The 23786-nt window shown below is 64.2% G+C and carries 18 protein-coding genes; 9 read left to right on the top strand and 9 right to left on the bottom strand.

Annotated features, from left to right (window positions below; all coding sequences use genetic code 11):
- Positions 1 to 2: 2 nt before the first annotated feature.
- The gene (gene astB, locus C0Z19_RS12385) at positions 3 to 1343 is read left to right on the top strand and encodes an N-succinylarginine dihydrolase (protein WP_102610134.1); all 1341 of its coding nucleotides are present in this window, start codon (positions 3 to 5) and stop codon (positions 1341 to 1343) included.
- Positions 1327 to 2385, top strand: coding sequence for a succinylglutamate desuccinylase (astE, locus tag C0Z19_RS12380; protein WP_102610133.1), 1059 nt, complete (start codon positions 1327 to 1329; stop codon positions 2383 to 2385). The genes astB and astE overlap by 17 nt, the downstream gene beginning before the upstream one ends.
- Positions 2386 to 2421: 36 nt before the next feature.
- Here astE and C0Z19_RS12375 read toward each other — a convergent pair whose 3' ends face one another.
- Positions 2422 to 3252 (bottom strand): hypothetical protein, encoded by an 831-nt coding sequence (locus C0Z19_RS12375; RefSeq protein ID WP_102610132.1) that lies wholly within the window; start codon positions 3250 to 3252, stop codon positions 2422 to 2424.
- A 290-nt stretch (positions 3253 to 3542) separates the two neighbouring features.
- Here C0Z19_RS12375 and C0Z19_RS12370 point away from each other — a divergent pair, with 290 nt between their 5' ends.
- On the top strand, positions 3543 to 3794 hold the full coding sequence (locus tag C0Z19_RS12370) for a hypothetical protein (RefSeq protein ID WP_102610131.1): 252 nt from the start codon (positions 3543 to 3545) through the stop codon (positions 3792 to 3794).
- 53 nt (positions 3795 to 3847) lie between these two features.
- On the opposite strand, the gene C0Z19_RS12365 is transcribed toward C0Z19_RS12370, so the two are convergent.
- Positions 3848 to 5056 carry an MFS transporter gene (locus tag C0Z19_RS12365; protein ID WP_158242973.1) on the bottom strand — a complete coding sequence of 403 codons (1209 nt, stop codon included), beginning with the start codon at positions 5054 to 5056 and terminating at the stop codon, positions 3848 to 3850.
- 199 nt (positions 5057 to 5255) lie between these two features.
- Entirely contained in the window at positions 5256 to 6095 is an 840-nt protein-coding gene (locus tag C0Z19_RS12360) for a LysR family transcriptional regulator (protein ID WP_102610129.1), read from the bottom strand.
- A 132-nt stretch (positions 6096 to 6227) separates the two neighbouring features.
- On the opposite strand from C0Z19_RS12360, the gene C0Z19_RS12355 reads away from it, so the two are divergent.
- The 4 genes from C0Z19_RS12355 (at position 6228) to C0Z19_RS12340 (ending at position 10620) form a co-directional block, all read left to right on the top strand.
- Positions 6228 to 6863, top strand: a complete 636-nt coding sequence (locus tag C0Z19_RS12355; protein WP_102610128.1) for an FMN-dependent NADH-azoreductase — start codon at positions 6228 to 6230, stop codon at positions 6861 to 6863.
- Positions 6864 to 7194: 331 nt separating this feature from the next.
- Positions 7195 to 7992: an ABC transporter substrate-binding protein gene (locus tag C0Z19_RS12350; RefSeq protein ID WP_102610127.1), complete on the top strand. Its 798-nt coding sequence runs from the start codon at positions 7195 to 7197 to the stop codon at positions 7990 to 7992.
- Positions 7993 to 8173: 181 nt separating this feature from the next.
- Positions 8174 to 9514, top strand: coding sequence for an EAL and HDOD domain-containing protein (locus C0Z19_RS12345; protein WP_233196117.1), 1341 nt, complete (start codon positions 8174 to 8176; stop codon positions 9512 to 9514).
- 419 nt (positions 9515 to 9933) lie between these two features.
- Complete coding sequence (locus C0Z19_RS12340) at positions 9934 to 10620, top strand: IQM protein middle domain-containing protein (RefSeq protein WP_158242972.1); 687 nt, start codon at positions 9934 to 9936, stop codon at positions 10618 to 10620.
- Here C0Z19_RS12340 and C0Z19_RS12335 read toward each other — a convergent pair.
- The gene (locus C0Z19_RS12335; protein ID WP_102610125.1) at positions 10617 to 12071 is read right to left on the bottom strand and encodes an HDOD domain-containing protein; all 1455 of its coding nucleotides are present in this window, start codon (positions 12069 to 12071) and stop codon (positions 10617 to 10619) included. The genes C0Z19_RS12340 and C0Z19_RS12335 overlap by 4 nt on opposite strands.
- Before the next feature lie 75 nt (positions 12072 to 12146).
- Complete coding sequence (locus C0Z19_RS12330) at positions 12147 to 13979, bottom strand: putative bifunctional diguanylate cyclase/phosphodiesterase (RefSeq protein WP_102610124.1); 1833 nt, start codon at positions 13977 to 13979, stop codon at positions 12147 to 12149.
- Between the two features lie 275 nt (positions 13980 to 14254).
- On the opposite strand from C0Z19_RS12330, the gene C0Z19_RS12325 reads away from it, so the two are divergent.
- A complete protein-coding gene (locus C0Z19_RS12325; protein WP_102610123.1) occupies positions 14255 to 15565 on the top strand; it encodes an EAL and HDOD domain-containing protein in 1311 nt (436 codons plus the stop codon).
- A 126-nt stretch (positions 15566 to 15691) separates the two neighbouring features.
- A complete protein-coding gene (locus tag C0Z19_RS12320; protein ID WP_102610122.1) occupies positions 15692 to 16255 on the top strand; it encodes a peroxiredoxin in 564 nt (187 codons plus the stop codon).
- Between the two features lie 11 nt (positions 16256 to 16266).
- On the opposite strand, the gene C0Z19_RS12315 is transcribed toward C0Z19_RS12320, so the two are convergent.
- From C0Z19_RS12315 to C0Z19_RS12300, 4 genes are all read right to left on the bottom strand, one after another.
- Positions 16267 to 16782: a hypothetical protein gene (locus C0Z19_RS12315; RefSeq protein ID WP_102610286.1), complete on the bottom strand. Its 516-nt coding sequence runs from the start codon at positions 16780 to 16782 to the stop codon at positions 16267 to 16269.
- Between the two features lie 5 nt (positions 16783 to 16787).
- Positions 16788 to 17171, bottom strand: a complete 384-nt coding sequence (locus C0Z19_RS12310) for a hypothetical protein (protein ID WP_102610121.1) — start codon at positions 17169 to 17171, stop codon at positions 16788 to 16790.
- Between the two features lie 124 nt (positions 17172 to 17295).
- Complete coding sequence (locus tag C0Z19_RS12305; protein WP_102610120.1) at positions 17296 to 20592, bottom strand: efflux RND transporter permease subunit; 3297 nt, start codon at positions 20590 to 20592, stop codon at positions 17296 to 17298.
- A 52-nt stretch (positions 20593 to 20644) separates the two neighbouring features.
- The gene (locus C0Z19_RS12300; RefSeq protein ID WP_102610119.1) at positions 20645 to 23773 is read right to left on the bottom strand and encodes an MdtB/MuxB family multidrug efflux RND transporter permease subunit; all 3129 of its coding nucleotides are present in this window, start codon (positions 23771 to 23773) and stop codon (positions 20645 to 20647) included.
- Between the last annotated feature and the right edge of the window lie 13 nt (positions 23774 to 23786).

The following is a 23786-nucleotide window of genomic DNA, read 5'->3' as shown; positions in this document are numbered from 1 at the left end:
CGATGCAAGCACGGGAAGCCAACTTCGACGGACTCGTAGGTCCGACGCACAATTACGCGGGACTGTCGTTCGGCAACGTGGCCTCGCAGACGAACGAGAAATCGGTCGCCAATCCGCTCGCCGCCGCCAAGCAAGGTCTGCGGAAAATGAAGCGGCTCGCCGACCTCGGTTTCTTGCAGGGCGTGCTGCCGCCACAGGAAAGGCCGTCGCTGCGGTTATTGCGCGAGCTCGGATTTTCGGGTTCCGATACGGCTGTGATCGAGCGTGCGGCGAAAGATGCCCCGGAACTGTTGGCCGCGGCCAGTTCGGCGTCCGCGATGTGGACGGCCAATGCCGCGACGGTGAGTCCGTCGGCGGATACGCGCGACGGCCGGGTTCATTTCACGCCGGCCAACCTGACCAGCAAACTGCACCGCGCGATCGAGCACGAAGCCACGCGCCGCACGCTGCAGGCAATCTTCGCCGATCCGGCGCATTTCACCGTCCATGAAGCGTTGCCCGGCACTCCGGCACTCGGCGACGAAGGGGCGGCCAATCACACGCGCTTCTGTTCGCAGTACGGCGAGCGCGGCGTCGAGTTCTTCGTCTACGGGCGCAGCGAATATCGGCGCGGTCCGGAGCCCGTGCGCTACCCGGCGCGCCAAACGTTCGAGGCGAGCCGCGCCGTGGCGCAGCGTCACGGGTTGAGCGAGGACGGGACGGTCTACGCCCAGCAAAGTCCTGAAGTGATCGATGCGGGCGTGTTCCACAACGACGTGATCGCCGTGGGCAATCGGCAGACGCTGTTTTGCCATCAACGCGCATTCGTCGATCAAAGCGCCGTCTATGATCAGTTGGGCGCACAACTATCGAAGGCAGGCGCTCAGCTGAACGTCATCGAAGTGCCCGATGCGCGCGTGAGTGTCGCCGATGCCGTCACGTCGTATCTGTTCAACAGTCAGCTCCTGACGCGCCCCGATGGTCGCGACGTGCTCGTCGTCCCGCAGGAATGCCGCGAAAATCCGCGTGTGGCCGCTTATCTCGACGACCTCGTCGTCAATGCGGGGCCGATCGACGAGGTGCTCGTGTTCGAGTTGCGCGAGAGCATGAAGAACGGCGGCGGGCCTGCTTGCCTGCGCCTGCGTGTCGTGCTGAACGAGGCCGAGCGCCAGGCCGTGGCTCCCGGCGTCTGGATCGACGATGCGCTGTTTGGGCGGCTCGACGCGTGGATCGGCAAGCACTATCGCGACCGGCTCGCGCCGAGCGACCTGGCCGATCCGAAGTTGCTCGACGAATCGCGCACGGCGCTCGACGAACTCACGCAGATTCTCGGGCTCGGTTCGCTCTATGACTTCCAACGTTGACGCGTCTACGCCGGCAATGCTGGCCGACTTTCTCGCCTTCACGTTGAGCGGCCGGCTGCCCGGCGCAGCCGATCGGCAAGGACAGTGCGTCGGCGGCGTCCGCTATGCATGGCAAGGGGAAGGCGTACTCGAACTGACACCGGCCGCGGCGCCCGACCCGCAAATTTTATGCAGCGTGCTCGTCTCGGCAGGCGTGCATGGCGACGAGACTGCGCCGATCGAACTGCTGTCGCGCATGGTTGCCGACATCGCATGCGGGGCGGCGCCGTTGGCTTGCCGCGTCGGCATCGTATTCGGCAACGTGGCAGCCATGCGAGCCGGTTGCCGCTATGTCGACGACGACTTGAATCGGCTCTTTTGCGGTCGGTATGCACAGCTCGCGCAAAGCCGCGAAGCGCCGCGCGCCGAGGCTCTCGAACGAGCGGCGGAGCGTTTTTTTGCCGGCGCTGCCCAGGCTCCGCACACGCGTTGGCACATCGATATGCATACGGCCATCCGTGCATCGGTATTCGAGCGTTTCGCGCTGCTGCCGCACACGGGCGCGCCGCTTTCGCGCGCGATGTTCGAGTGGCTGGCAGACGCCGGCATCGAAGCCGTCTTGCTGCATACGGCTAAAGGCAATACCTTCACGCACTTCACGGCCGAAGCGTTCGGCGCGCAAGCATGTACGCTCGAACTCGGCAAGGTGCGGCCGTTCGGAGAAAACGACCTCTCGCGTTTTGCGGGCGCCGACCGGGCCGTGCGTGAGCTTGTGGCGGGAGCGGAGCGCCGGGGCGTTTCGCCCTTGCCGCGCGTGTTTTCAGTCATCGGACAAATCACAAAGAAAAGCGACGCCTTTGAGCTTCTTATGGCCGACGACGTCCCGAATTTCACCGCGTTTGCGAGAGGCGCCGTGCTCGCATGCGACGGTGCCTATCGCTATGAGGTTTCGCACGACGAAGAACGGATCGTGTTTCCGAATCGCACGGTCAAGCCCGGGCTGCGTGCGGGGCTGACGGTCGTCGAAACGACGCGTGAAACGCTGGCGGCATTGGGGTTATAGGCGGGGCGATTTCGTCTATTGCCGCCGAGTCGATGCTCACTCATCTTCAGGTATGACCGCCTGCCACCCTTCGGGGCACTCCGTCACGTACGGATAGTACTGACCGGCCGACTCGCAGTAGTACCAGTAGTCACCGGCGCCGCCGTACTCGTAAACGACTTCGCCGGGAGCGAACGGATCCGGGTAGGGGTAGACCGGCTGGGGATAGAGGTACCAGAGGCCGCCGACGACCCACCACCAGCCAAACCGTCCGTCATGGTGCGAATGGCGCCAGCGGCCCCCTCGCCAGACGCGTGCGTCGAGATCGACGAAACGATGGATATCGCCGCGATAGGGGGCGGGCACCCGCCCATAAGCGCGCGGCGGTTGATTGAGCGGCGCCCGTGGCTCGGCGCCGGGCCGATGTCCGAACTGCTGGCCGGCGCCCGGGCCGTTCGGCTGCCGCTGAATCTGACCCGGTGCAGGGGCCATCGGGCGGTGACCGTATTCGGGCCGGTAGTTCGGCCTCGGAGCCTCGCGCTGGCCCTGAGCCGGCGCCGGAAACTGCTGCGAGGGCCGTAAGCCGAACCCCGGCGCTTGCGGCGCCTGAACAGCCCCGCCGCCGATGGCCGGCCCGGCGCCTCGAGGGGGCGGGCCCTCGCCGCCTCGTCTTTCGGCGCCGCCGCCCGGTTGCCGTTGGCGGCCCTCGGCGCGCCCCTGGTTCGGCGCCTGGAAGCCGGGTCCCCCGGCTCCTGGCGCTTGCATGGGCGCGGCGCTGGGTCCGCGCGCCGACTCATGGCCGCGCTCGCGTTCCTGCGCGAGTCCCGTGATCGCCGACATGCCGGTCAGGCCGGCCACAGCGAGTGCGACGACGGTTCTTGCGATCATGACGCTCTCCCTGGATGCCTCGTTCCTACCTCCCAGAATAGGCGTTTATCGGCAAAGCCGATTGATAGCCATCAACGGCGGCCCGGCGGGGCAATTCGGCCGGCGCCGCGAGCGGCAACTTCGTGTGCGACGTGGGCTCATGTAGTCCATATCCGACAGGCAGTGGCAACGCTTGACGCGATTCTCGGCCAGCGCTGATTTTTATCGGCTGCGCTCTTGTCGATACTGTTCTCAAGGGCTAGCCGGTCTGGTTGCAGTGGGCGGCCCACCCACGTTTCAGGAGGTGAGCCATGGGTGCAGACAAGATTTCCCTGCGCGCATTGGTCGACAAGTGGCTGGCGCCGACGGCCGCAACGCCTGCGCGAGTGATGCGCACGGGCCGCATGGCCAATAATCGCGCGCGCTTCGTTTGTGTCGCCATGCAAGCGGCCACGGGCCCGCGTTCCATCTTCCTTTTCCGCCACGGCGACGGTTCGTGGTGCGTGTTTCCCCCTCCCGAAACCCGTCCTGCCATGTGCTGCGTCCGCGTGGATGGGCGGTGAGGGCGGGTCTTCCTTGCGCGTTGTCGTTCTGAAGTTGGCTTTGTCGCTTTCCTTTATTCATCCGACGTCATTGTTTCGGACGGCAGTTTCGCTACCGATTGTCGTGTGGATCGCTGCGCTTGCCGGGGCCGCGTGAAGCGTATGAGCATGGTTGCCGACACCGCGATTGCCGCGGAGAGCAGCGAGTACAGTGCGGGCACGCCGACGTCGTGCGACACGCTCGGCGAGATAAAGACGATCGCACTGACTGCGCTACTGAGAAATACGCTGTTTGCTCTGAAGCGAGCCAGCAGGTGAGTTGGGCACTCCGTCAGAAATCGGACCTCGGCGCGCACGCGAACGACCGCGAAGCCGACCCCAAGCGCCAGATGGATCGCGAGCAGCGCCGTGAGTGCAGAAAGCCGTGGGACCAGGCATAAGAGCCCGGAGATGACGAGAATGACCAAAAGTTCTCGATGGATGGGGCCTGACCGATCCTTCGCCACTTTGGCCAGGACGGCGCTCGCACTGAGTGCGCCGATAGACCAGGCCGCCTCTATAAGCGAATAACGCGTGCCTGAGAATTTCAGATCCAAACTCACGAAGGCCGGCAATAACGTGTTCGTCACTTGGCCAACAGCAAAGGCCAGCGCGGAGCATGATGCAATCACAAAAAGGCGAGGGTGTTTCCAATAGAGCGCGGGACCGACGTGATGCGAGCTGCGTCGCTCGCGCGCTTCAAATATCAAAGAAGGGAGAAGGCAGCCTGAAAACGAGGCAAGCACCAAGCCGCAACCGCCGATCAACAGGAATGCGTCGCGCCAGGACGCATAGGAAACAAGATATCCGCCAAAGGCCGTACCGACGATCAGTGTCGATTGCGAGACCGTATTGATGAGCGCCAGCTTTCTGGTTCTTGACGCCGCGGCGATTGCTTGCTTGACGAAGTAATCCATCGTACAGGCAAGCACGATGCCCGAAACGCTCGAGAGGAACGCGGTGATCACCAGCGAGAAAAACGGCGCCGCGTGCGGCAGCGCCAGGGCAAGCATATGCGGCGTGGCTCCGCAGACCGCGATGCCGAAGTGGCCTGCCAGCACCAAGGGTTTTTTGCGCGTACAGCGATCGACGAACGCGCCGATAAGTGGTGAAAGCGTCAGGTTAGTCGCACTCGAAACCAATAGGACGTGCCCCACCGATTCGGGACGGCCCGTGATCTGGACCGCGGACCAGGCGGTCAACACAAGTTGACAACCGATACGGAAAAAATTGGCGGCGGCCAAGCAGAGCAAAAGGAAAAAAACCGAGGGGGCTGCGATTCCTTCGCTTGAGTGATTTTGATGCAATGGCGATAAGTGGAGTGAGAAAGGCCTTATTCGCAAGAAATGTAACCGGAGATTCCCCCGCGTGTAAATAAATCGGAAGCTTGACTATTCACCTGAATAGGAGCGGGAACCGAGGCCAATCAACAAGCGCTTCCCCTCAACCCAGATCCCGCCGAGCCGCTTCGCAAAGTTCATCAACCAGCGCTGCGGGGCTCGCTGCGCCGAATAACGCGAACTCGACTTCGGGCAACGCTGGCAACCCAGCCGCTTCGCCGACAATCGCAAGCGAGCCGTCGACGCGGCTTTTAGGCATCGGTGCAACGCCCAGCCCCGCTTGCACCGCGGCATGGACCCCCGCACTGCCAGGGCAGACAACCGTGACGCGGAAGTCGACGCCCGCGTGAGCCAGCGCGGCGAGCGCAGCGTCCCGGTACGGACAAGGCTCGGGGAACACGGCCAGCGGCAACGGTAACCCCAGATTGATTGCCTGCCACGGGGCTGCTGCCCATACGAGCGCCTCGCGCCATAGCGATCGTCCGGGGCGTTCCCCGTGACATCGCCCGGCCATGACGAAATCGAGTTCGCCGCGATCCAGCGCATGTATCAACGTGCCGGGGATGCCCACCGTCAAACTGACGTCGACGCCCGGATGCCGCAGCCCGAATGCATGCAGTCGCTCCATGACGCGCGGATGCGCGAAATCATCGGACAGACCGATTCGCACGGGACCTTCGCCGGCCGGACGTTGCAGGCGTGCCCGCGCGTCGCGATTGAGGGCGAGGATTGCCCGCGCATAGCCAAGCAGCACCTCGCCTTCGGGCGTCAGCGCAAGCGAGCGCGTCGTGCGCTCGACCAACGCAGCGCCCGCCTGTTCCTCGAGCCGGCGCAGATGCGCACTGACGGCCGATTGCGTCAAATGCAGACGCGTGGCGGCGCGCGTGAAGCTGCCTTCCTGGGCAACGGTGACGAAGGAGCGGAGTAGGGTGCTGTCGAACACGCGATTCAGTGAGAATTGAATTGAATAGCAGAAGAATACTTCGTTTCCAATTCAAACACGACTATGTTCAGATAACGACTATCCCACGCCGCCACATGTAGGCATTTAGCCCACCGAAGCAGGAGAAAGAGCATGGCCGATTTGCTGCACATCGAGGCATCGCCGCGCAAGCAGCGATCGGCCTCGCTCGAAACCGCCCATGCGTTCATCGACGCCTTTCGCCTCTCGCGCCCCCGCGCGTCGATTGAGACGCTGGACGTTTGGAGCACGCGGTTCCCCGAGTTCGATGGCGAAGCGCTCGACGCAAAGCATGCGGGGCTCAGCGGTACCCCGTTGACCGAGCGTCAGCAGGCGGCGTGGGACCAGATCCATGCGCTCGCGCGACCGTTGCACGAGGCCGGCATCCTGTTGCTGTCAGTGCCGCTTTGGAATTTTTCGATTCCGTACAAACTCAAGCACTTCATCGATGTCGTTTCACAAAAGGATGTGCTGTTTTCGTTCGACCCGGACATCGGTTTCGGCGGGTTGCTCAAGGGCAAGCGCGCCGTCGTCGTCTATGCGCGCGGGCTCGACTACGGCAAACATTCAAGCACGCCTGCGGATTCGTTCGATTTTCAACAGCCCTACGTGGAGGCGTGGCTGCGTTTTATCGGCGTGGAGGACATCGCGTCGATCGTCGTCGAAAAGACGTTGTTCGGCCCACAGGTCGACTCGGACGCGCGGGAAGAGGCACGCCGCCAGGCGGCCATGCTGGCACGCGCGCTCTAGCCTTCTTCATCTCGAAAAAGCCGGCGCGCGGGCTGTGCGCGCCGCGCATCGTCCAGTCGTCCTCCTCGTTGAATCCGTCTTCCCCGGCTTGCCCCGGTGCGACACGCAATTGCGTCTTCGCGGTCGAGCGCATACCGCCTGCCGATGCGCCGCGGGCGCGCGTCGCGCTGCGCACCTGAGCCCGCGCAGGCGCGCGCTACCCGTACAATCCCCGTCCCGTCGCCCTTGTGCGGCGCACCACGCGCGCGGCCCGTGTTTGAACCGCTTTTTTGGCCGAGCCACGATGCGCGCGAGGTTCGGCTCACGGTATCAACTGTCTAGGATTCGACGAATGGAAATGAACTTGAGGAAGAAGGTATCGCTCGCGCTCGTCGCGGTGGCAGCCGCGTGCGCGGCCGGCAGCGTGTCTGCCGCTGATTTGAAGGAGCTTCGCTTCGGCGTCGAAGCGTCCTATGCGCCGTTCGAATCGAAGACGGCGTCGGGCCAGTTGCAAGGCTTCGACATCGACGTAGGCAACGCCGTCTGCGCGAAGCTCCAAGTCAAATGCGTCTGGGTCGAGAACGACTTCGACGGACTGATTCCGGCGTTGCAAGCGCGCAAGTTCGATGCGATCAACTCGGACATGACGATTACCGAACAGCGCAGACAAGCCATCGCTTTCACCGATCCGATCTACACGATTCCCAATCAGTTGATCGCGAAGAAAGGCAGCGGGCTGCAGCCGAGCGCGGCATCGCTGAAGGGCAAGCACGTCGGCGTGCTGCAAGGCACGATTCAGGAAACGTACGCGAAGGCGAAGTGGGCGAGCGCCGGTGTCGACGTCGTGTCGTATCAAACCCAGGATCAGGTCTATGCCGACCTCGCCTCGAGCCGGCTCGACGCGGCGTTCCAGGATTCGGAAGCAGCCTCGAAAGGGTTCCTGAAGCGTCCGCAAGGCGCGGGCTTCGACTTCGCCGGCCCGACCGTTGCCGATGAAAAGCTGCTCGGCTCCGGCGTCGGCTACGGCGTGCGCAAGAGCGACAAAGCGTTGCTCGACAAGCTCAACGGGGCACTCAAGGAACTGAAGGCCGATGGCACGATCGACAAGATCGCGGCCAAATACTTCGACGTCAAAGTCGTGCTGAAGTAAGTGTCGAGTGCGGCGCGCGCGTGGCGTCCGGCGGCGGTGGAAACCGCGTCGAACGCGCGCCGCGCGTCCGGTTTTCAGACGTCCCTTGCGGTTATAATCGCCCCCAACTTACCGCGCGCAACCAAGACGTCGGACCAACGTCGCGCCGCTGACAAACGTAAGAAGAAAAAGGAGAGGGGCGATGGGGACGATGACCGACGAGGCACAGCGCCCGGCCGGCGCCGAAGGCCGATTCGATGCGGCGCCCGCTCGCCCCGTGCAATATCCCGCCAGAGCGCCGATCGTCGATGCCGATGGCCTGCTGCGGGGCTTCGAGTTGCATCTTCGCGAAGTACCTGTTGCCGAAGGCGACGAGCCCGATGCAAAGCGGGCAGCGGATGCCGCCGCAGCGCAATTGCTCGCGGCGCTCGGCGCGAGCGACGTCCGCACCGCGCTTTCCGGCCATCCCGGCTATCTCAATGTCAGCCGTCCGCTGTTGTTTTCCGATGCGATCGCACGGCTCGCTCCAGACCGCTTCTACCTCGAGATCTCGCCGCAGCAGCCGGTCGATGCGGACCTGATCGCACGCCTCGTGACGCTGCATGCAAAGCGCTACCGCTTCGTGATCGACGACATGCGCCAGCCCGACGAAGCCTTCGCGAAGCTGCTGCCCTACGTCCAGGCGATCAAGATCGACCCGGCCCGCGTCGCGCCCGAATTGCTGCAGCGGTTGACGGCGGCGCTCAAATCGGCCGGCAAGCTGCTGATCGCTCTCAATATCGAAACGCATGAAGCGTTCGAGCAAGCGAAGGCGTTGCAGTTCGACCTGTTCCAAGGCTATTTTTTTGCGCGCGGCAGCAAGCACAGCGCTCGCCGCGTCAATGCGCCGCGTCAGGCGTTGCTCAATCTGCTACGGCTGCTCTCGTCGGATCCGAGCGTCGCGCAGCTCGAAGCCGAGCTCAAGCTCAACCCGGTTCTCGTCATGCACCTGATGCGCCTCGCCAATTCGGGCGAAATGAGCATCGGGCGCAAGGTGGCGACATTGCGCGATGCGATCAACGCGACCGGCACGAACCGTATCGCGCGCTGGACGCAATTGCTGCTCTACGCCGATGGGCGCAAGGTGCGCCTCGAAGAAGATCCCTTGGTGCAATTGGCAGCGACGCGCGCACGCTTCATGGAACTGGGGGCGATGCGGCTCTCGCATGCGAACCGCAAGATCGTCGACGGCGCGTTCCTGACGGGCGTGTTCTCGCTCGTCGACGCCGTGTTCGGCGATACGATGGAAAACACCTTGGACGCGCTGACGCTCGCCACGCACATTCGTGCCGCGATTCTGCGTCGCGAAGGGCAGCTCGGCACGTTGCTGCACGCCATGGAAGCGCTGGAACGCGGCGATTGGGAAGCACTCGACGCTGCGAGCGCGGCCCTTGCGCCGTTGACTTCGGGTGAACTGGCGCAGATCGCGATTACCGCGGCCGCCTGGGCCAGCACGGCCGATCAGAGCAAGGACAACGCGGGGCTCGAGCGTTTCGAGGAGTGAGCGCCGTCTGGCAAGGCGGCGCTTACCGCCGCGGGTTGTCCACACTGTGAGCAGGATGAGCGCATGACACGCCGTGCTCCGCCCATTCGCTTTACCGGCAGCGGGCGGTCACGTTATACCTCTTCGTTGGTGGCCATCGGCTCGTCGCCCTGGCGCGTTCTCTTGCCCGATAGGGGGCTCTCATGTCGACTCACCCGCCTATCGCAACCACTCGCGCGGCCGAACGCTGGCAGAGGGTGCGAAATCACGTCGAAAAGCGTAGCCCCGAATGGCGTCGCATCCTCGAAGCCCAAAAGAATTGGAGAAAACTGGCCGCTGCGTTGGAGCCTTACTTCGACGATTTTTCGAAGAGCGGCAGGCGGGTCGAGCGCGATTACTACCTGGAAAGAATCGACAAAAAGCACCGATACGGGCTGGAATTGGAGCGGCTGCACCGTATCTGGCTAGACCAGCATGTCAACCACTCGGGAAAAAAGGGGCTATCGCTGTTTCGCTCGCTGTTTCGAGCCTTCACAAGGAGGCGCAAGCCGCGTCTATCGTTTTTCGATTGGCTGGACAAGCACGAAGACAAGCTTGCGCCGACCGCTCGCGGTGGGGTCGAGTATCTGGATGCGTCCGACCGGCATCTGTACAAAGCCAGGATCGATCGCGGTCGCATTTTCCTGTCCCCATCGGCGCTCGCGGTAAGAGATTATCTGGCGCAGGTCGGGGGGCGTTCGGACCAGTTGATCTTCGTGGTCGATGAAAATCATCAACTTTATGCTGCCCCGAAGCGGGTGCATCAATTTCAGCACACGTCGTTTTTCGCAGGCGCCCCGGTGCGAATGGCCGGTACGCTCAAGACCGATGCCGCGCTTCGAATCACCGTCATTTCGAGTTACAGCGGCCACTATGCGCCGACGGAGAGCGATCTGGAGGCTTTCCTGTCCAGGCTGCAAAACGAGCGCACCAACTTACATCGTATCCAGCTGCAATACTATGCCGACAATGGTGACGACAAGGCGGAACTGCACGCGGACAATTGGCTGAGGCGCCGTAAGCCGCATACACTCCGCACGCGGCAAATGGCCGAGGCGCCGGAGCTGCCTACTGCGCAACAGCCTTAGAGCGTCTCGACCGCCGTGGCCGGCGCGTGCGCGAAGAATCTCCCGAGTTCGCGCGCAAGTTCGTTGAGCGCTCCCATCTGCGTTTGCGAGATCTTGCGCGGTTCCTGCGCCAGCGACCAATCGCCGTAGAGCAGCGCAACCGTCGACTGGTGCGCGATCACGGGCAGCAGCACGAACGAGCGTGCATCGTCGAACGCATGCCGGTACCACAGCGGCAGCCGTGCAATCATCTTCGGCTCGCGCGCATTCTCGATGAAGATACCGACCGAATTGGCGATCGCCAAATGGAAGACATCGGGCTCGAACGCTTCCTTGAAGAACAGCGAAGGCAGAGCCTGTTCCACGTCGCGACCAAACCCAAGGCGTGCTTTATACACGCCCGACGACTGGCGAACGAACACGACCGTGCGGGTAAAACTCAACCCCGCCAGCACGGTTTCGGAGGCGAGCGCCAGCACAGGCGCGAGTGCGTTCTCCGAGGGCAGCGCGCGCAAATCCTCCAGCCCGGCTTCGATGCGCGTTTCGGCGTCGACGCTGGCGCGCGCGATGGCGTCGGCATTCGCGCGCAACTCGTCGATCTCTTTCATGAAGCCTTCGCCCGCTTCTTCGCGCGCGAGCGCCACGCTTATCGCGGCGAGTTCTTCCGCGTCCGTTGCCAGCGCACGGCTGTAGCGGTGCGCCAATTCGGCGATGCGCGTTTCGCACGCATGTTCCGAGACGCCGGCCGTGCTCAGCGCATCGGCCACTTCGGTTGAGTAATTGGTGACGGCGCGCAGCCACTGGACTTGCGGCGGGCCTTGATCCTCGGACTCGTAGGTGCCCATGCCCGCGCGAATCGTGTCGGGCAGACGCCACCTGGTCGCGGCTTCCTGGCCGAGCTCTTCATAGGAGACGCCCAGCACCGCGGCACAGGCGGCGGTTTCGTCGAGCCCACCCGAGCGCATCTTTAGCCGGATCTGTTCCCATTCCGCTTCGAGGTAGAAGACGACGAGCAGCTTGCCCACCTGGCGCATCAGCGTGCAGACGACAGCTTCTTCGCCCTCGCGCAGATCGCCGCGCTCGGTGAGCTTGCGGGCCACGCAGCCCGAGAGCATCGTGCGGTTCAGTTCGAGCTTGGCGTCGATGCGATGCGGCGCGCTGTGCTGGAAGTGATCGACGAGCTTCAGTCCGACGACGAGATGGCCGACGGCGTCCATGCCGAGCACCATCAGGGCGCGCGTGACTGTGGTGATGTTGCCGCCGAATGCCATGTACATGGCCGAGTTCGCCAGACGTAGCACCTTCTGCGTCAGCGCGAAATCCGACAGGACGACCTGGACGAGTCCCGTGAAGTCGAGATCGTCGTTCTTCATGGCGGCCATCGTCGTGCGCAGCGACTGCGACAGCATCGGGAAGTCGCCGCGCTCGCTCATACGCGCCCATAGCTTATCGAGCAGCGCCGCCTTTACCATGTGAATCCCGTTCGAACCATACCGATGTTTATATTTGAGTGTCGCGCATTGCCTGCTTTCGCTCGACTATAACCCTCATGCCACCTCGTGCAGGCGAAGCACGCGATCCTCGAACCGTTTCGCGAGCTCGTCCGACGGCAGCGCCTTGCAGACCAGCCAACCTTGGATGTGATCGCAACCCATCGCCGTCAGCAGTTCGCGTTGCGCTTCGGTCTCCACGCCTTCCGCCACGAGCTCGAGCTCGAGCGTCTGGGCGAGCCCGACCACGGCGGAGACGATCGCCTGATCGTTGCGAGAGGTTAGCAGGTTCTCGACGAAACTGCGGTCGATCTTCAATTTGGCCAGCGGAAAACGTTGCAGATACGCCAGCGAAGAGTAGCCGGTGCCGAAATCGTCGACGGCGAAGCGGATCCCAAGCGTCGTCAACTGCTCCAGCAACACCTTGGCGTGAGCCGGATCCTGCATCAGCAGCGATTCGGTGATCTCGAACACGAGCCGATCGGCCTTGACGCCCGTCAAGGCCAGCGCGTCGCGCACGTTCTGAATGAAACGCGGATCGCGAAATTGCTGCGGCGATACGTTCACTGCGACATATTGCAGCGCAATGCCCTGGGCGTCCCACTGCACAAGCTGCATGCAGGCGATTTTCAGCACCCAGTTGCCGAGGTAATTGATGAGGCCGATCGATTCGGCCAGCGGCACGAATGTCGACGGCGGCACGAGCCCATGCACCGGGTGATGCCAGCGAATCAGCGCCTCGACGCCGACCACGCCGCCGGTCTGGCTGCTGGTGATCGGTTGAAAATGGAGCGAAAACTCGCCGTTGCGCACGCCGTCGTAGAGATCCGCTTCGAGCTTCAGGCGCTCCGCGTCCGCCGGGTCGGCGTGGGGCGTATGAAACGCCAACGTGTTGCTGGCCGACGCCTTGGCCTGCGCGAGCGCCCGGTCGGCATGTCGCAGCAATTGATCGTGGTAGCCGGCTGCGCCGCTGTCGAAGGCGGCGTCCGGGTAAAGCGCCACGCCCACGCTGGCGGAAAGGTGGACCGGCTGACCGTCCACCGAGTACGGTTGCTGCACCGCCGTCATGAAGCGGCGGCCGAGCGCCTCCGCGGCCAAGGCCGCGCGCTCGCGTGTGCTGGCCCGTAACAGCACGGCGAATTCGTCGCTCGTCACGCGCGCGAGCGTCTCGTCGGGTGTGACGAGCGCTTCGAGGCGCCGCGCGGTGTCGCGCAGCAGCGTGTCGCCTGCGTCATAACCGAGGGCGCGATTCACGCGCTGATAGTCGTCCAGATCCAACAGCAGCAGGGCGGCGCCCGTGCCGTCGGCATCGGCACTGTCCTGGGCGCGCTTGACGGCAGCCCGCAGCGCGCGGGCGTTGGGCAGCCCGGTCAGCGGGTCGCTGTGCAATTCGTAGGTCAGGCGCTCCTCGTTGGCGCGCCAGTCGGAAACGTCGAACGCGCTGATCGCGAATCCCGGCCGGCCCAGATGGGTGCTGGCGACGACGCGCAGCTCGACGGCGATCGGGTAGGTCAGCGACTTCATGAGGTGCAGCGTCGCGCGCTCGACGCGACCGCTGTCTTTCGCGCGGGCCAGCAGCGCATCGAGCGCCGCCGCCTCGCCGCCCGGCACGAGTTCGTGCAGCGTGACCGTTTGCAGGTATTCGCGGCGATAGCCGATAAAGCGCACGCTGGCATCGGAGACGTACAGAAAGCGCAGGTCGCCATCGATATGGGCAAGAAAGTCGACCGCGCCGAGCGTCTGTTCGAGCTGCAAACGCCATGCGCCGTGCGCGGCGCCGCCTGACGGGGCGGGCGCCGGCGTGCGCGCTCCAACCGTGCGGCCGCGCAACAGGTCAAGGGCGGCGCGCCAGGTGCTGCGGCGCGATGCGCCGTTTGATTTTGCTTGCATTCGTTCTCGCTGCCGACTGAGGTCGATGGGCCGGCCGACGATGTGTCCGACGCGCCGGTTCGCCGGGCGACATGCGCGGAGTGTCCCGATTGCGCTACGTTCCGTCGCCGCCAGACCTCCCATCACGGTTTTATATCGGCAGGCTACGACGATTCTTTAGGGGCGACCCTGCGAAATTATGCGGAATTTACCTCGGGATTGGCCCGAGCAGCGCGGGCGACGCTTTTTGTGGACAATGGCCGCCACTGCTTGACCGAAGCTGAACCAGGTGATCCATGGCCGAATCTGCAACCGTACGGACTCATGCGTCGCCGTTTTGCGAGGCGCGCGCCGCCTGCGAAGTCGAATGCCTCTATCTCGGACGTCAGCCGATCCTGACCCGGGACGGCGCACTCGAGGCTTATGAGTTGTTGTTTCGCGGCAGCAATGCCAACCGCGCTCTGATCGATCACGACGCACGCGCCACGGCCCGCGTTGTAGCCAACGCGATGTGCAGCATCGGCGTGGCGGCGACGCTCGGAACGCGTCGCGGCTACGTCAATGTCTGTCGCGAGATGTTGCTCGACGACATGGTCATGCTGCTGCCGCCCGAGCGCTTCGTGCTCGAAGTGCTCGAAACGGTGACGGTCGATGCGTTGCTGCTCGAGCGCATCGACAAGCTGCGCCGCGCGGGGTTTCGGATCGCGCTCGACGACATCTGCGAGCTGTCGGACGAGCTCGTGGCGCTGCTGCCGCACATCGACATCGTCAAGATCGATTTCCTGCACGTGGACCGGGAGCGGCTGCCGACGCTCGCGGCGGCCGTGCAAGAACACGGCAGGACGCTCGTGGCGGAGAAGATCGAAACGCAGGACGACTATGCGCTCGCGCACGGCCTTGGCTTCGACTTGTTTCAGGGGTATTTCTTCGCGCGTCCGCAGGTGCTTTCCGTTCGGCGCGGCGATCCGTCGCGAGAGTCACTGCTACGCATGCTCGCCCTGATTGCATCCGAAGCGCCGCTGATCGAGCTCGAGACCGAGCTCAAGCGCAGCCCTGCCGTTGTCATGCAGCTGTTGCAGCTCGCCAATTCGAGCGCCTTTGGCTTCGGGCGGCGTATCGCGTCCGTACGCGAGGCGATCCTCGCCGCCGGCACGCGGCAGATCGCCCGGTGGGCGCAATTGCTGCTGTATGCCTCGAGCGGCGATTTGTCCTGGCGCCGGGACCCGCTCGCACAGCTGGCCGGTGCGCGCTCACGCTTCATGGAACTCGCGGCAAGCCGTGTGCGGCCTACTGACGAGCGGTTCGTCGATGCCGCTTTCATGACCGGCGTGTTTTCGCTCGTCCATGTGCTGCTTGGCGATGCAGTCCCCGGAGAAGCGCTGGTGCAGGTTGGCCTCGTTGCGGAGATCGGCGATGCGATCGTGCATCGCGTCGGCTTGCTCGGGGCGATCCTGGCGATCGCGGAAGCGGCCGAGGCCGGCGTAGCCGATGAGGCCGCGCGCGCAGCGCGCCACGCCCATCCCGAGCTGGAGGCTCTCACGCCCGCAGCGGTGGCTGAAATCAATCTCGAAGCCGCGACCTGGGGGCGCGCGCACGACCCAGCGTGATCGCGAGCGCCGATTGCGCGGTCGTGGTTCAATAGAAGCCCTTGCGCGCAGGGTCCCCGCAGTGTCCCGCAGCGTCATTGACCGAGCGGACGAGACCCGGCGCGCCCGCGTTCCGAGGAGAGACCCATGACACGAAGTACGCGCCGCATCGCGCTCGCGGCAGCTTTATGCACGGCACTGTCCGCTGTTTCGTTCGATGCGTCGGCCGTTCTGAAGGTGGGCGACAAGGCGCCCGATTTCACGACCGAGGCTTCGCTCGGCGGTAAAACCTATTCCTATTCGCTCGCCGACGCGTTGAAGAAAGGCCCAGTCGTCGTCTATTTCTATCCCGCTGCGTTTACGAAAGGCTGCACGATCGAAGCGCACGAGTTTGCCGACGCCGTTGATCAATACAAGCACTACGGCGCGACGGTGATTGGCGTCTCGCACGACGACATCGATACGCTCAAGAAATTCTCAGTCAGCGAGTGCCGCAGCAAATTCCCCGTCGCCGCCGACCCCCAGCGGCACATTATCGATGCGTATGACGCGGCAATGCCGCTCATCAAAACGATGGCCAATCGCGTGTCCTATGTGATCGCACCGGACAGCACCATCATCTACGAATACACGAGCCTGTCGCCCGACGCGCACGTTCGAAATACGCTGAACGCCGTCAAGGACTGGGACAAGCAGCATCGGCCGCAGTAGCGCAACGTGCCTCAATAACCGTGCGGCGGCGGAGGCGGCGGCGTGTAATACCGTCGTGGCCGGTCTTCGATGGTGCCGGCCGGCATGGGCACGCGCTCGCCCGCCGCATACATGCACTGCAGGTACGCGTAGTCGTAGCGGCGTTGGATGTCGTAGCCCGAGCCTTGGGCGGTGCCCATGCCGATCGCGCTGCCGGTCAGCAACCCCGCACCCGCGCCAACCGCCGCACCTCGTCCGCCGCCGAACGCCGCACCGGCCGCTGCGCCCACCGCCGTACCGAGCGCGGCGCTGCCCACACCGGCCGCGGTCGCCCCTTGGCTGGCGCTCACGCCGCCCACCTGGCCCAGCGCATATTGACGACAGTTGGAGTCGTCTACACGAAATTGATCGAAGCTTTTGCCTGTGCCGGGCAGCGCCATGACGCTGGGGCCGGTCGGCATTACCGTGCAGGCGCCAAGGCCGAGAATCGCTGCGAGCGGCAGCCATATCGCGCGCCGCCTGGCGCGCTGGAGCGAAGAAGCGTTCATGTTCGTCACCGGCGAGGGGCGGGCGGGGTGGCTGGCACTTCGCGCCAGCCGCTCGCGCATTGTTTGACGTACGGGTAATAAGTCCTGGTCTTGTCGCAGTACCACCAGCTGCCTTGCGGGGGCTGTGTGCCGGCCTGGCCATCCTGCTGATCGTCGGCTTCCTGCGAGCGCTCGATGTAAGTCGTCTCGGGCGCGTCAGGCGCGATGATCACCGGCGGCGGATAGGGCGCGTAGTAGTAGGGCGCCGGGACAACGGGGCCGTAGTAATACGGGTAGGCGGGTCCGCCCATATAAACGCCGACGCGCCAGTGCGCCGCCTGAGCGGCACCGCTTGCACCGAGGGCGCAAGCGCAAGCGAGTGCGAGGGAAGCAGCATTGAGCCGTCGCACGATGAGCTCCTTTCCGGGGTTCGTCGCCGCCCCCGTGGCGGCGGGACTCTTTCAAGGCTAGGCGATCGCCGATCCGAACGCCATATCGAGCCCCGTCAAAATTGTTTCGGCAGGTTTCGGCGGCTTACCCGGCGCCCTGCTGCGTCGCACTATGACCGGCGCGCCGCCGTTCGCGCCAGACGCGCAGCCGGTCCATGTAGAGGTAGACCACGGGCGTCGTATAAAGCGTCAGAACCTGACTGACCAAGAGGCCGCCGACGATGGAGATACCGAGCGGCGAGCGCAACTCGGCGCCTTCGCCGTGTCCGAACGCGAGCGGCAACGCGCCGAGCATGGCCGCGCAGGTCGTCATCATGATAGGGCGGAAGCGCAGCAGGCAGGCGCGGCGAATTGCCTCCAACGAGGACATCCCCTGCCGCGACGCCTCGATTGCAAAATCGACCATCATGATCGCGTTCTTTTTGACGATGCCGATCAGCAGAATGACCCCGATCAGGGCGATGATGCTGAACTCCGAACGAAACAGCAGCAACGCGAGCAGCGCCCCGACGCCGGCCGAAGGCAACGTCGACAGGATCGTGATCGGATGAATGTAGCTCTCGTAGAGCATGCCGAGCACGATATATACCGCTGCGAGGGCCGCCAGGATCAACAGCGGCATGTCGCGATTCGACTGCTGAAAGGCCTGCGCCGTGCCCGAAAAACTGCCATGAACGGTTGCCGGCATGCCGATTTCGGCGGCCGTCTCGTTGATCGCGCGTGTCGCATCCGACAACGATTTGCCGACGGGCAGATTGAACGAAATCGTCGAGGCGACGAACGGGCCCTGGTGATTGACGGCGATCGGTGTGCTGCCGGGACCGAACGAGGCGATCGCCGATAGCGGCACCATCGTCTCCTTCGACGTCGACACGGCCGCACCGGTCGACGCACTCGATTTGCCCGTTTGCGCGATCGAGTTCGTCGCGAGATTGCGCGCGGCATCGGTGGCGATCGCCGCGGCGCTGGAACCGGTCGCGCCGCCGGCGCCGTTGCCCGGCGCGGCGGAGTAAGTGCCGGCCACCGCATTCGTCGATTTCGTGCCGCCCGCGCTGCCGCCGGACGTGCTCACGTAAATCTGATTGAGCATCGAGGGGTCCTGCCAGTAGCGCGGCGCGACCTCCATGATGACGTGGTACTGATTGAGCGGGTTGAAGATCGTCGATACCTGCCGTTGGCCGAACGCATCGTAGAGCGTGTTGTCGATCTGCGACGGCGTGATCTTCAGGCGCGCGGCGCTTTGGCGATCGATCGTCACGTACGATTCGAGGCCGCCTTGCTGCTGATCGGAGTTGACATCCGCCAGCTCGGGACGCCGCTTGAGCGCCTCGGCCAGCAGCGGCGCCCACTTGTAGACTTCGGCACTCGAATCGCCGAGCAGTGTGTATTGATACTGCGCGTTCGACGCGCGTCCGCCCATGCGGATGTCCTGCACCGCCTGCAGAAAGGTTTGTGCACCGGCGACGTGCGACAACGGCCCGCGCAACTGCGCGATGACCTGGTCGGCCGACGCCTTGCGTTCGGTCTTGGGCTTGAGCGTGACGAACATGAAGCCGGAATTGGTTTGACGCCCGCCCGTGAAGCCGATGACGTTGCGTACGCTCGGATTGCGCTGCACGATCGACATCATCTCCGAGAATTTGACCTTCATCGCCTGGAACGACGTGGCCTGATCGGCCTGAATTCCTCCGACGAGACGCCCCGTGTCTTGCTGCGGGAAAAAGCCCTTCGGTACGACGACGTAGAGATAGCCGTTCAATGCGATCGTCGCGATAAGGGTCAGCAGAATCAGCAGCGGGTGCGCGAGCGCCCAGCCGAGCGTGCGACCGTACCCGGCCTGCAGGCGGGCGAACGCGCGCTCGAGCCGTTGTGCGAACGGCCCTTCCTGCTTCGGTTTGTGCGTGCTGTCGGCGAGCAGGCGCGAGCACATCATGGGCGTGACCGTCAGCGAGACGGCGAGCGACACGGCGATCGCGAGCGAGAGCGTGACGGCAAACTCGCGAAAGAGCCGGCCGACGATGCCGCCCATCAGCAGGATCGGCAGAAACACGGCCACGAGCGAGATGCTGATCGAGGTGACGGTGAAGCCGACTTCGCGGGCGCCCAGATAGGCGGCGCGCATGCGCGGCACGCCTTCTTCGATATGACGCGTGATGTTTTCGAGCACGACGATCGCATCGTCGACGACGAACCCCGTCGCCACGATCAGCGCCATCAAGGAAAGGTTGTCGATCGAATAGTGCAGCAGGTACATCGCCGCGAAGGTGCCGATGATCGAGATCGGCACGGCGACGCTCGGAATCAGCGTCGCGCGCCAATTGCGCAAAAACAGGAACACGACGGTGACGACAAGCAGTACCGCGACGATCAGCGTGCGCTCGGTGTCTCTCAGCGACGCGCGGATCGTCGTCGAGCGATCGGCCACCGGCGTGACGTCGATCGCAGCCGGCACCGAGGCCTGCAGTTGCGGCAGCATCGCGAGCACGCGATCGATCGTTGCGACGATGTTCGCACCGGGCTGCCGGTACAAGATGACGAGGACCGAACGTTGCCCGTTCATCAGACCGAGGTTGCGCAGGTCTTCGACGGAATCCTCGACCTGAGCCACGTCCGATAGCCTGACCGCAGCGCCGTTGCGATAGGCGATGACGAGATCCTTGTACTGCGCCGCCGCCTTGGCCTGGTCGTTCGTGTAGATCTGAAAGCGCCGTTCGCCGAACTCGATCGAGCCCTTCGGGCTGTTCGCATTGGCGGCCGCGAGCGCCGCGCGCACATCCTCCAGTCCGATCCCGTAATGGAACAGCGCTTGCGGTTCGAGCTCGACGCGCACGGCCGGATTCGCCGAGCCGCTCACATCGACTTCACCGATACCGTCGACCTGCGAGAGTGCCTGCTGCAGGACGGTTGACGCCGCATCGTAGAGCTGACCCGGCCGCATCGTCTTGGACGTCAGCGAAAGCACGAGAATCGGGGCGTCGGCCGGATTGACCTTGTGGTACGTCGGATTGCTGCGCAAGCTCGTCGGCAGATCGGCGCGGGCGGCGTTGATCGCGGCCTGGACATCGCGTGCGGCGCCGTCGATGTCGCGGTTCAGGCCGAACTGCAGTGTGATGCGCGTTTGGCCGACACCGCTCATCGACGTCATTTCCGTGACATCGGCGATCTGCCCGAGATGGCGCTCGAGCGGGCTGGCCACGCTGGTCGCGACCGTCTCGGGGCTGGCGCCTGGCAGTTGCGCCTGCACGGAAATGGTCGGGAAATCGACCTGCGGCAGCGGCGCGACGGGCAGCTTCGCGAACGCGAAGATACCGGCGAGCGCGACCCCGATCGCGAGCAGCGTGGTCGCGACGGGGCGGGCGATGAACGGTCGCGAGAGGTTCATGAGGCCTGCGCGCGGGGCGCGAACGAGGATCTGCCCAGGCAATGTTCCATCGTTAGGCCCCTGCGTCGCCGGCTTCGGCGCGGCCGTGCCCGAACCGGGTTCGGATACGGCGCGCCAGCGAATCGAAGCCGAGGTAGATCACGGGCGTGGTGAACAGCGTCAGCATCTGGCTCACCACGAGCCCGCCGGCAATCGCAATGCCGAGCGGATGGCGCAACTCCGATCCCACGCCGGTCCCGAGCATCAGCGGCAAGGCGCCGAGCAAGGCCGCCAGCGTCGTCATCAGGATGGGACGAAAGCGCAGCAAGCAGGCCTGATAGATTGCATCGCGCGCGCTCTTGCCTTGCTCGCGCTCGGCCTCCAATGCGAAGTCGATCATCATGATGGCGTTCTTCTTCACGATGCCGATCAACAGCACGATACCGATGATGCCGATGATGTCGAGGTCGTGTCCCGACAGCATCAGTGCGAGCAGCGCGCCGACGCCGGCCGACGGCAGCGTCGACAGAATCGTGATCGGATGGATGAAGCTTTCATAAAGCACGCCCAGCACGATATACATCGTCACGATGGCCGCAAGTATCAGGAACAGCTCGTTCGCGAGCGACGCCTGGAATGCGAGCGCCGCGCCTTGGAAGCGCGTCTGGAACGAAGCGGGCAGACCGACCTCGCGCTGCGCTTGCTCGATCGCCTTCACCGCCGCACCGAGCGATGCGCCCGGCGCGAGATTGAACGAGACCGTCGTGGCCGGGAACTGCCCGAGGTGCGAGACGAGCAGCGGGGCGGGGCGCTCGGTGAACTTCGCTATCGAGCTCAACGGCACTTGCTGCCCCGTGCCTTGCGACGAAGGCAGATAGATCGACTTGAGTGCATCGGTGTAGTGCTGCATGCCCGGATCGGCTTCGAGAATCACGCGATATTGGTTCGACTGCGTGAAGATCGTCGAGATGATGCGTTGACCGAATGCATCGTAGAGGGCGTTGTCGACGGTGGCGGGCGTGATGCCGAAGCGCGCGGCCGTCGCCCGATCGATTTCCACGAAAACCGATGAGCCGCTTTCCTGCAGATCCGTCGCGACATCGGCGAGTTCAGGGGCTTGCTTGAGGCGATCGACGAGCCTGGGCACCCAGGTCGAGAATTCGTCGGGGTTCGGGTCGGTCAGCATGAACTGATATTGCGTGGCGCTGACGGTCGAATTGATCGTCAGATCCTGCACCGGCTGCAAATACAGCGAAATGCCGGCGACCTTCGCCGTTTCGTTTTCGAGGTCGCGAATGATTTCCGTCGCGCTTTCGGAACGATCGCTGTGCGGCTTCAGGTTGATCAGCATGCGGCCGCTGTTGAGCGTGATGTTCGTGCCGTCGACGCCGATGAACGAGGTCAGGCTTTCGACGTTCGGATCTTTGAGGATCGCATCGGCGAGCGCTGTCTGGCGCTCGGCCATCGCGCGGTACGAGATCGACTGCGGCGCCTGCGTGATCGCCTGAATCACACCCGTGTCCTGCACGGGGAAGAAGCCCTTCGGGATCAGCACGTAAAGCAGGGCCGTGAGCACGAGCGTCAACACGGCGACGACCAGCGTCGCGCGCTCGCGCGCGAGCACCCAGCGCAGCGCCACGGCGTACCGTGCGATGACGGCGTCGATCACGGCGTGGGCCTTCGCTTCGAAGCGATGGCTCTCGGGCGGCGGCGTGTGCTTGAGCAGCTTCGCGCACATCATCGGCACGAGCGTGAGCGAGACGATCGCCGAAATCACGATCGTGACCGCGAGCGTAATCGCGAACTCATGAAACAGCCGGCCGACGACGTCGCCCATGAAGAGCAGCGGAATCAGCACGGCGATCAGCGATACCGTCAGCGAGATGATCGTGAAGCCGATCTGCTTCGAGCCTTTGAGCGCGGCTTCGAGCGCCGTGTCGCCTTCTTCGACGTAGCGCGCGATGTTTTCGATCATGACGATGGCGTCGTCGACGACGAAGCCCGTTGCGATCGTCAGCGCCATCAGCGAAAGGTTGTCGAGCGAGAAGCCGCACAGATACATCACGGCCAGCGTCCCGATCAGCGAGAGCGGGACCGACAGGCTCGGGATAACGGTCGCATAGATGTTGGCGAGGAACAGATACATCACGAGCACGACGAGCACGACCGACATGCCCAGTTCGAACTGCACGTCGCGCACCGAGGCGCGGATCGTCGTCGTGCGATCCGTGATGACGGACACGTCGATCGAGGCGGGCAGCGAGGCTTGCAGTTGCGGCAACAGCGCCTTCACGCTGTCGACGACCTGGATCACGTTCGCGCCGGGCTGGCGTTGAATGTTGACCAGGACCGCCGGCGTGACGGCGCCGCCCGTGCCGACCCATGCGCCGAGCTTCGTGTTCTGCGCGCCGTCGACGATCTTCGCGACGTCGGTCAACATGACGGGGCGGCCGTTCTTGTAGGCGACGACGGCGTCGTTGTAGGCGCGGGCGTCGGTCAGCTGGTCGTTGGCGTTGATCGTGAAGTTGCGCGTGGGGCCGTCGAAGTTGCCCTTCGGCGTGTTCACGTTCAGGTTCGCGACGGTGGAGCGCAGATCGTCGAGATTGAGCCCGTACGAAGCCAGCGCGAGCGGATTCGCCTGAATCCGCACCGCGGGCCGCTGGCCGCCGCTGATGCTGACGAGACCGACGCCCGCCACTTGCGAGATCTTTTCGGCGAGCCGCGTGTCGGCGAGGTCCTCGATGTCGGTCAGCGGCGTGGTTTTCGACGTGATGGCGAGCGTGAGGATCGGCGCATCGGCCGGATTGACCTTCGCATAGATCGGCGGCGCGGGGAGGTCGGCGGGCAGCAGGTTCCCCGCTGCGTTGATCGCGGCCTGCACTTCCTGCTCGGCGATGTCGAGCGGCAGATCGAGACTGAACTGCAACGTGATGACCGAAGCGCCGGCCGAGCTTTGCGACGACATCTGGTTCAACGAAGGCATCTGGCCGAACTGCCGCTCGAGCGGCGCCGTGACCGACGAGGTCATGACTTCGGGGCTCGCACCCGGGTAGAACGTTTGGACCTGGATCGTCGGGTAGTCGACCTCGGGCAGCGCGGAGATCGGCAAAAAGCGCAACGCGACCAGGCCGACGAGCATGATCGCGGCCATCAGCAGGGCCGTGCCGACGGGGCGCAGGATAAAGGCGCGGGACGGATTCATGCGGGTGCGGGGC

The organism is Trinickia soli (genome assembly GCF_002879855.1).
Classification (GTDB): domain Bacteria; phylum Pseudomonadota; class Gammaproteobacteria; order Burkholderiales; family Burkholderiaceae; genus Trinickia; species Trinickia soli.
This window is presented reverse-complemented; position numbering and strand designations above follow the sequence as displayed.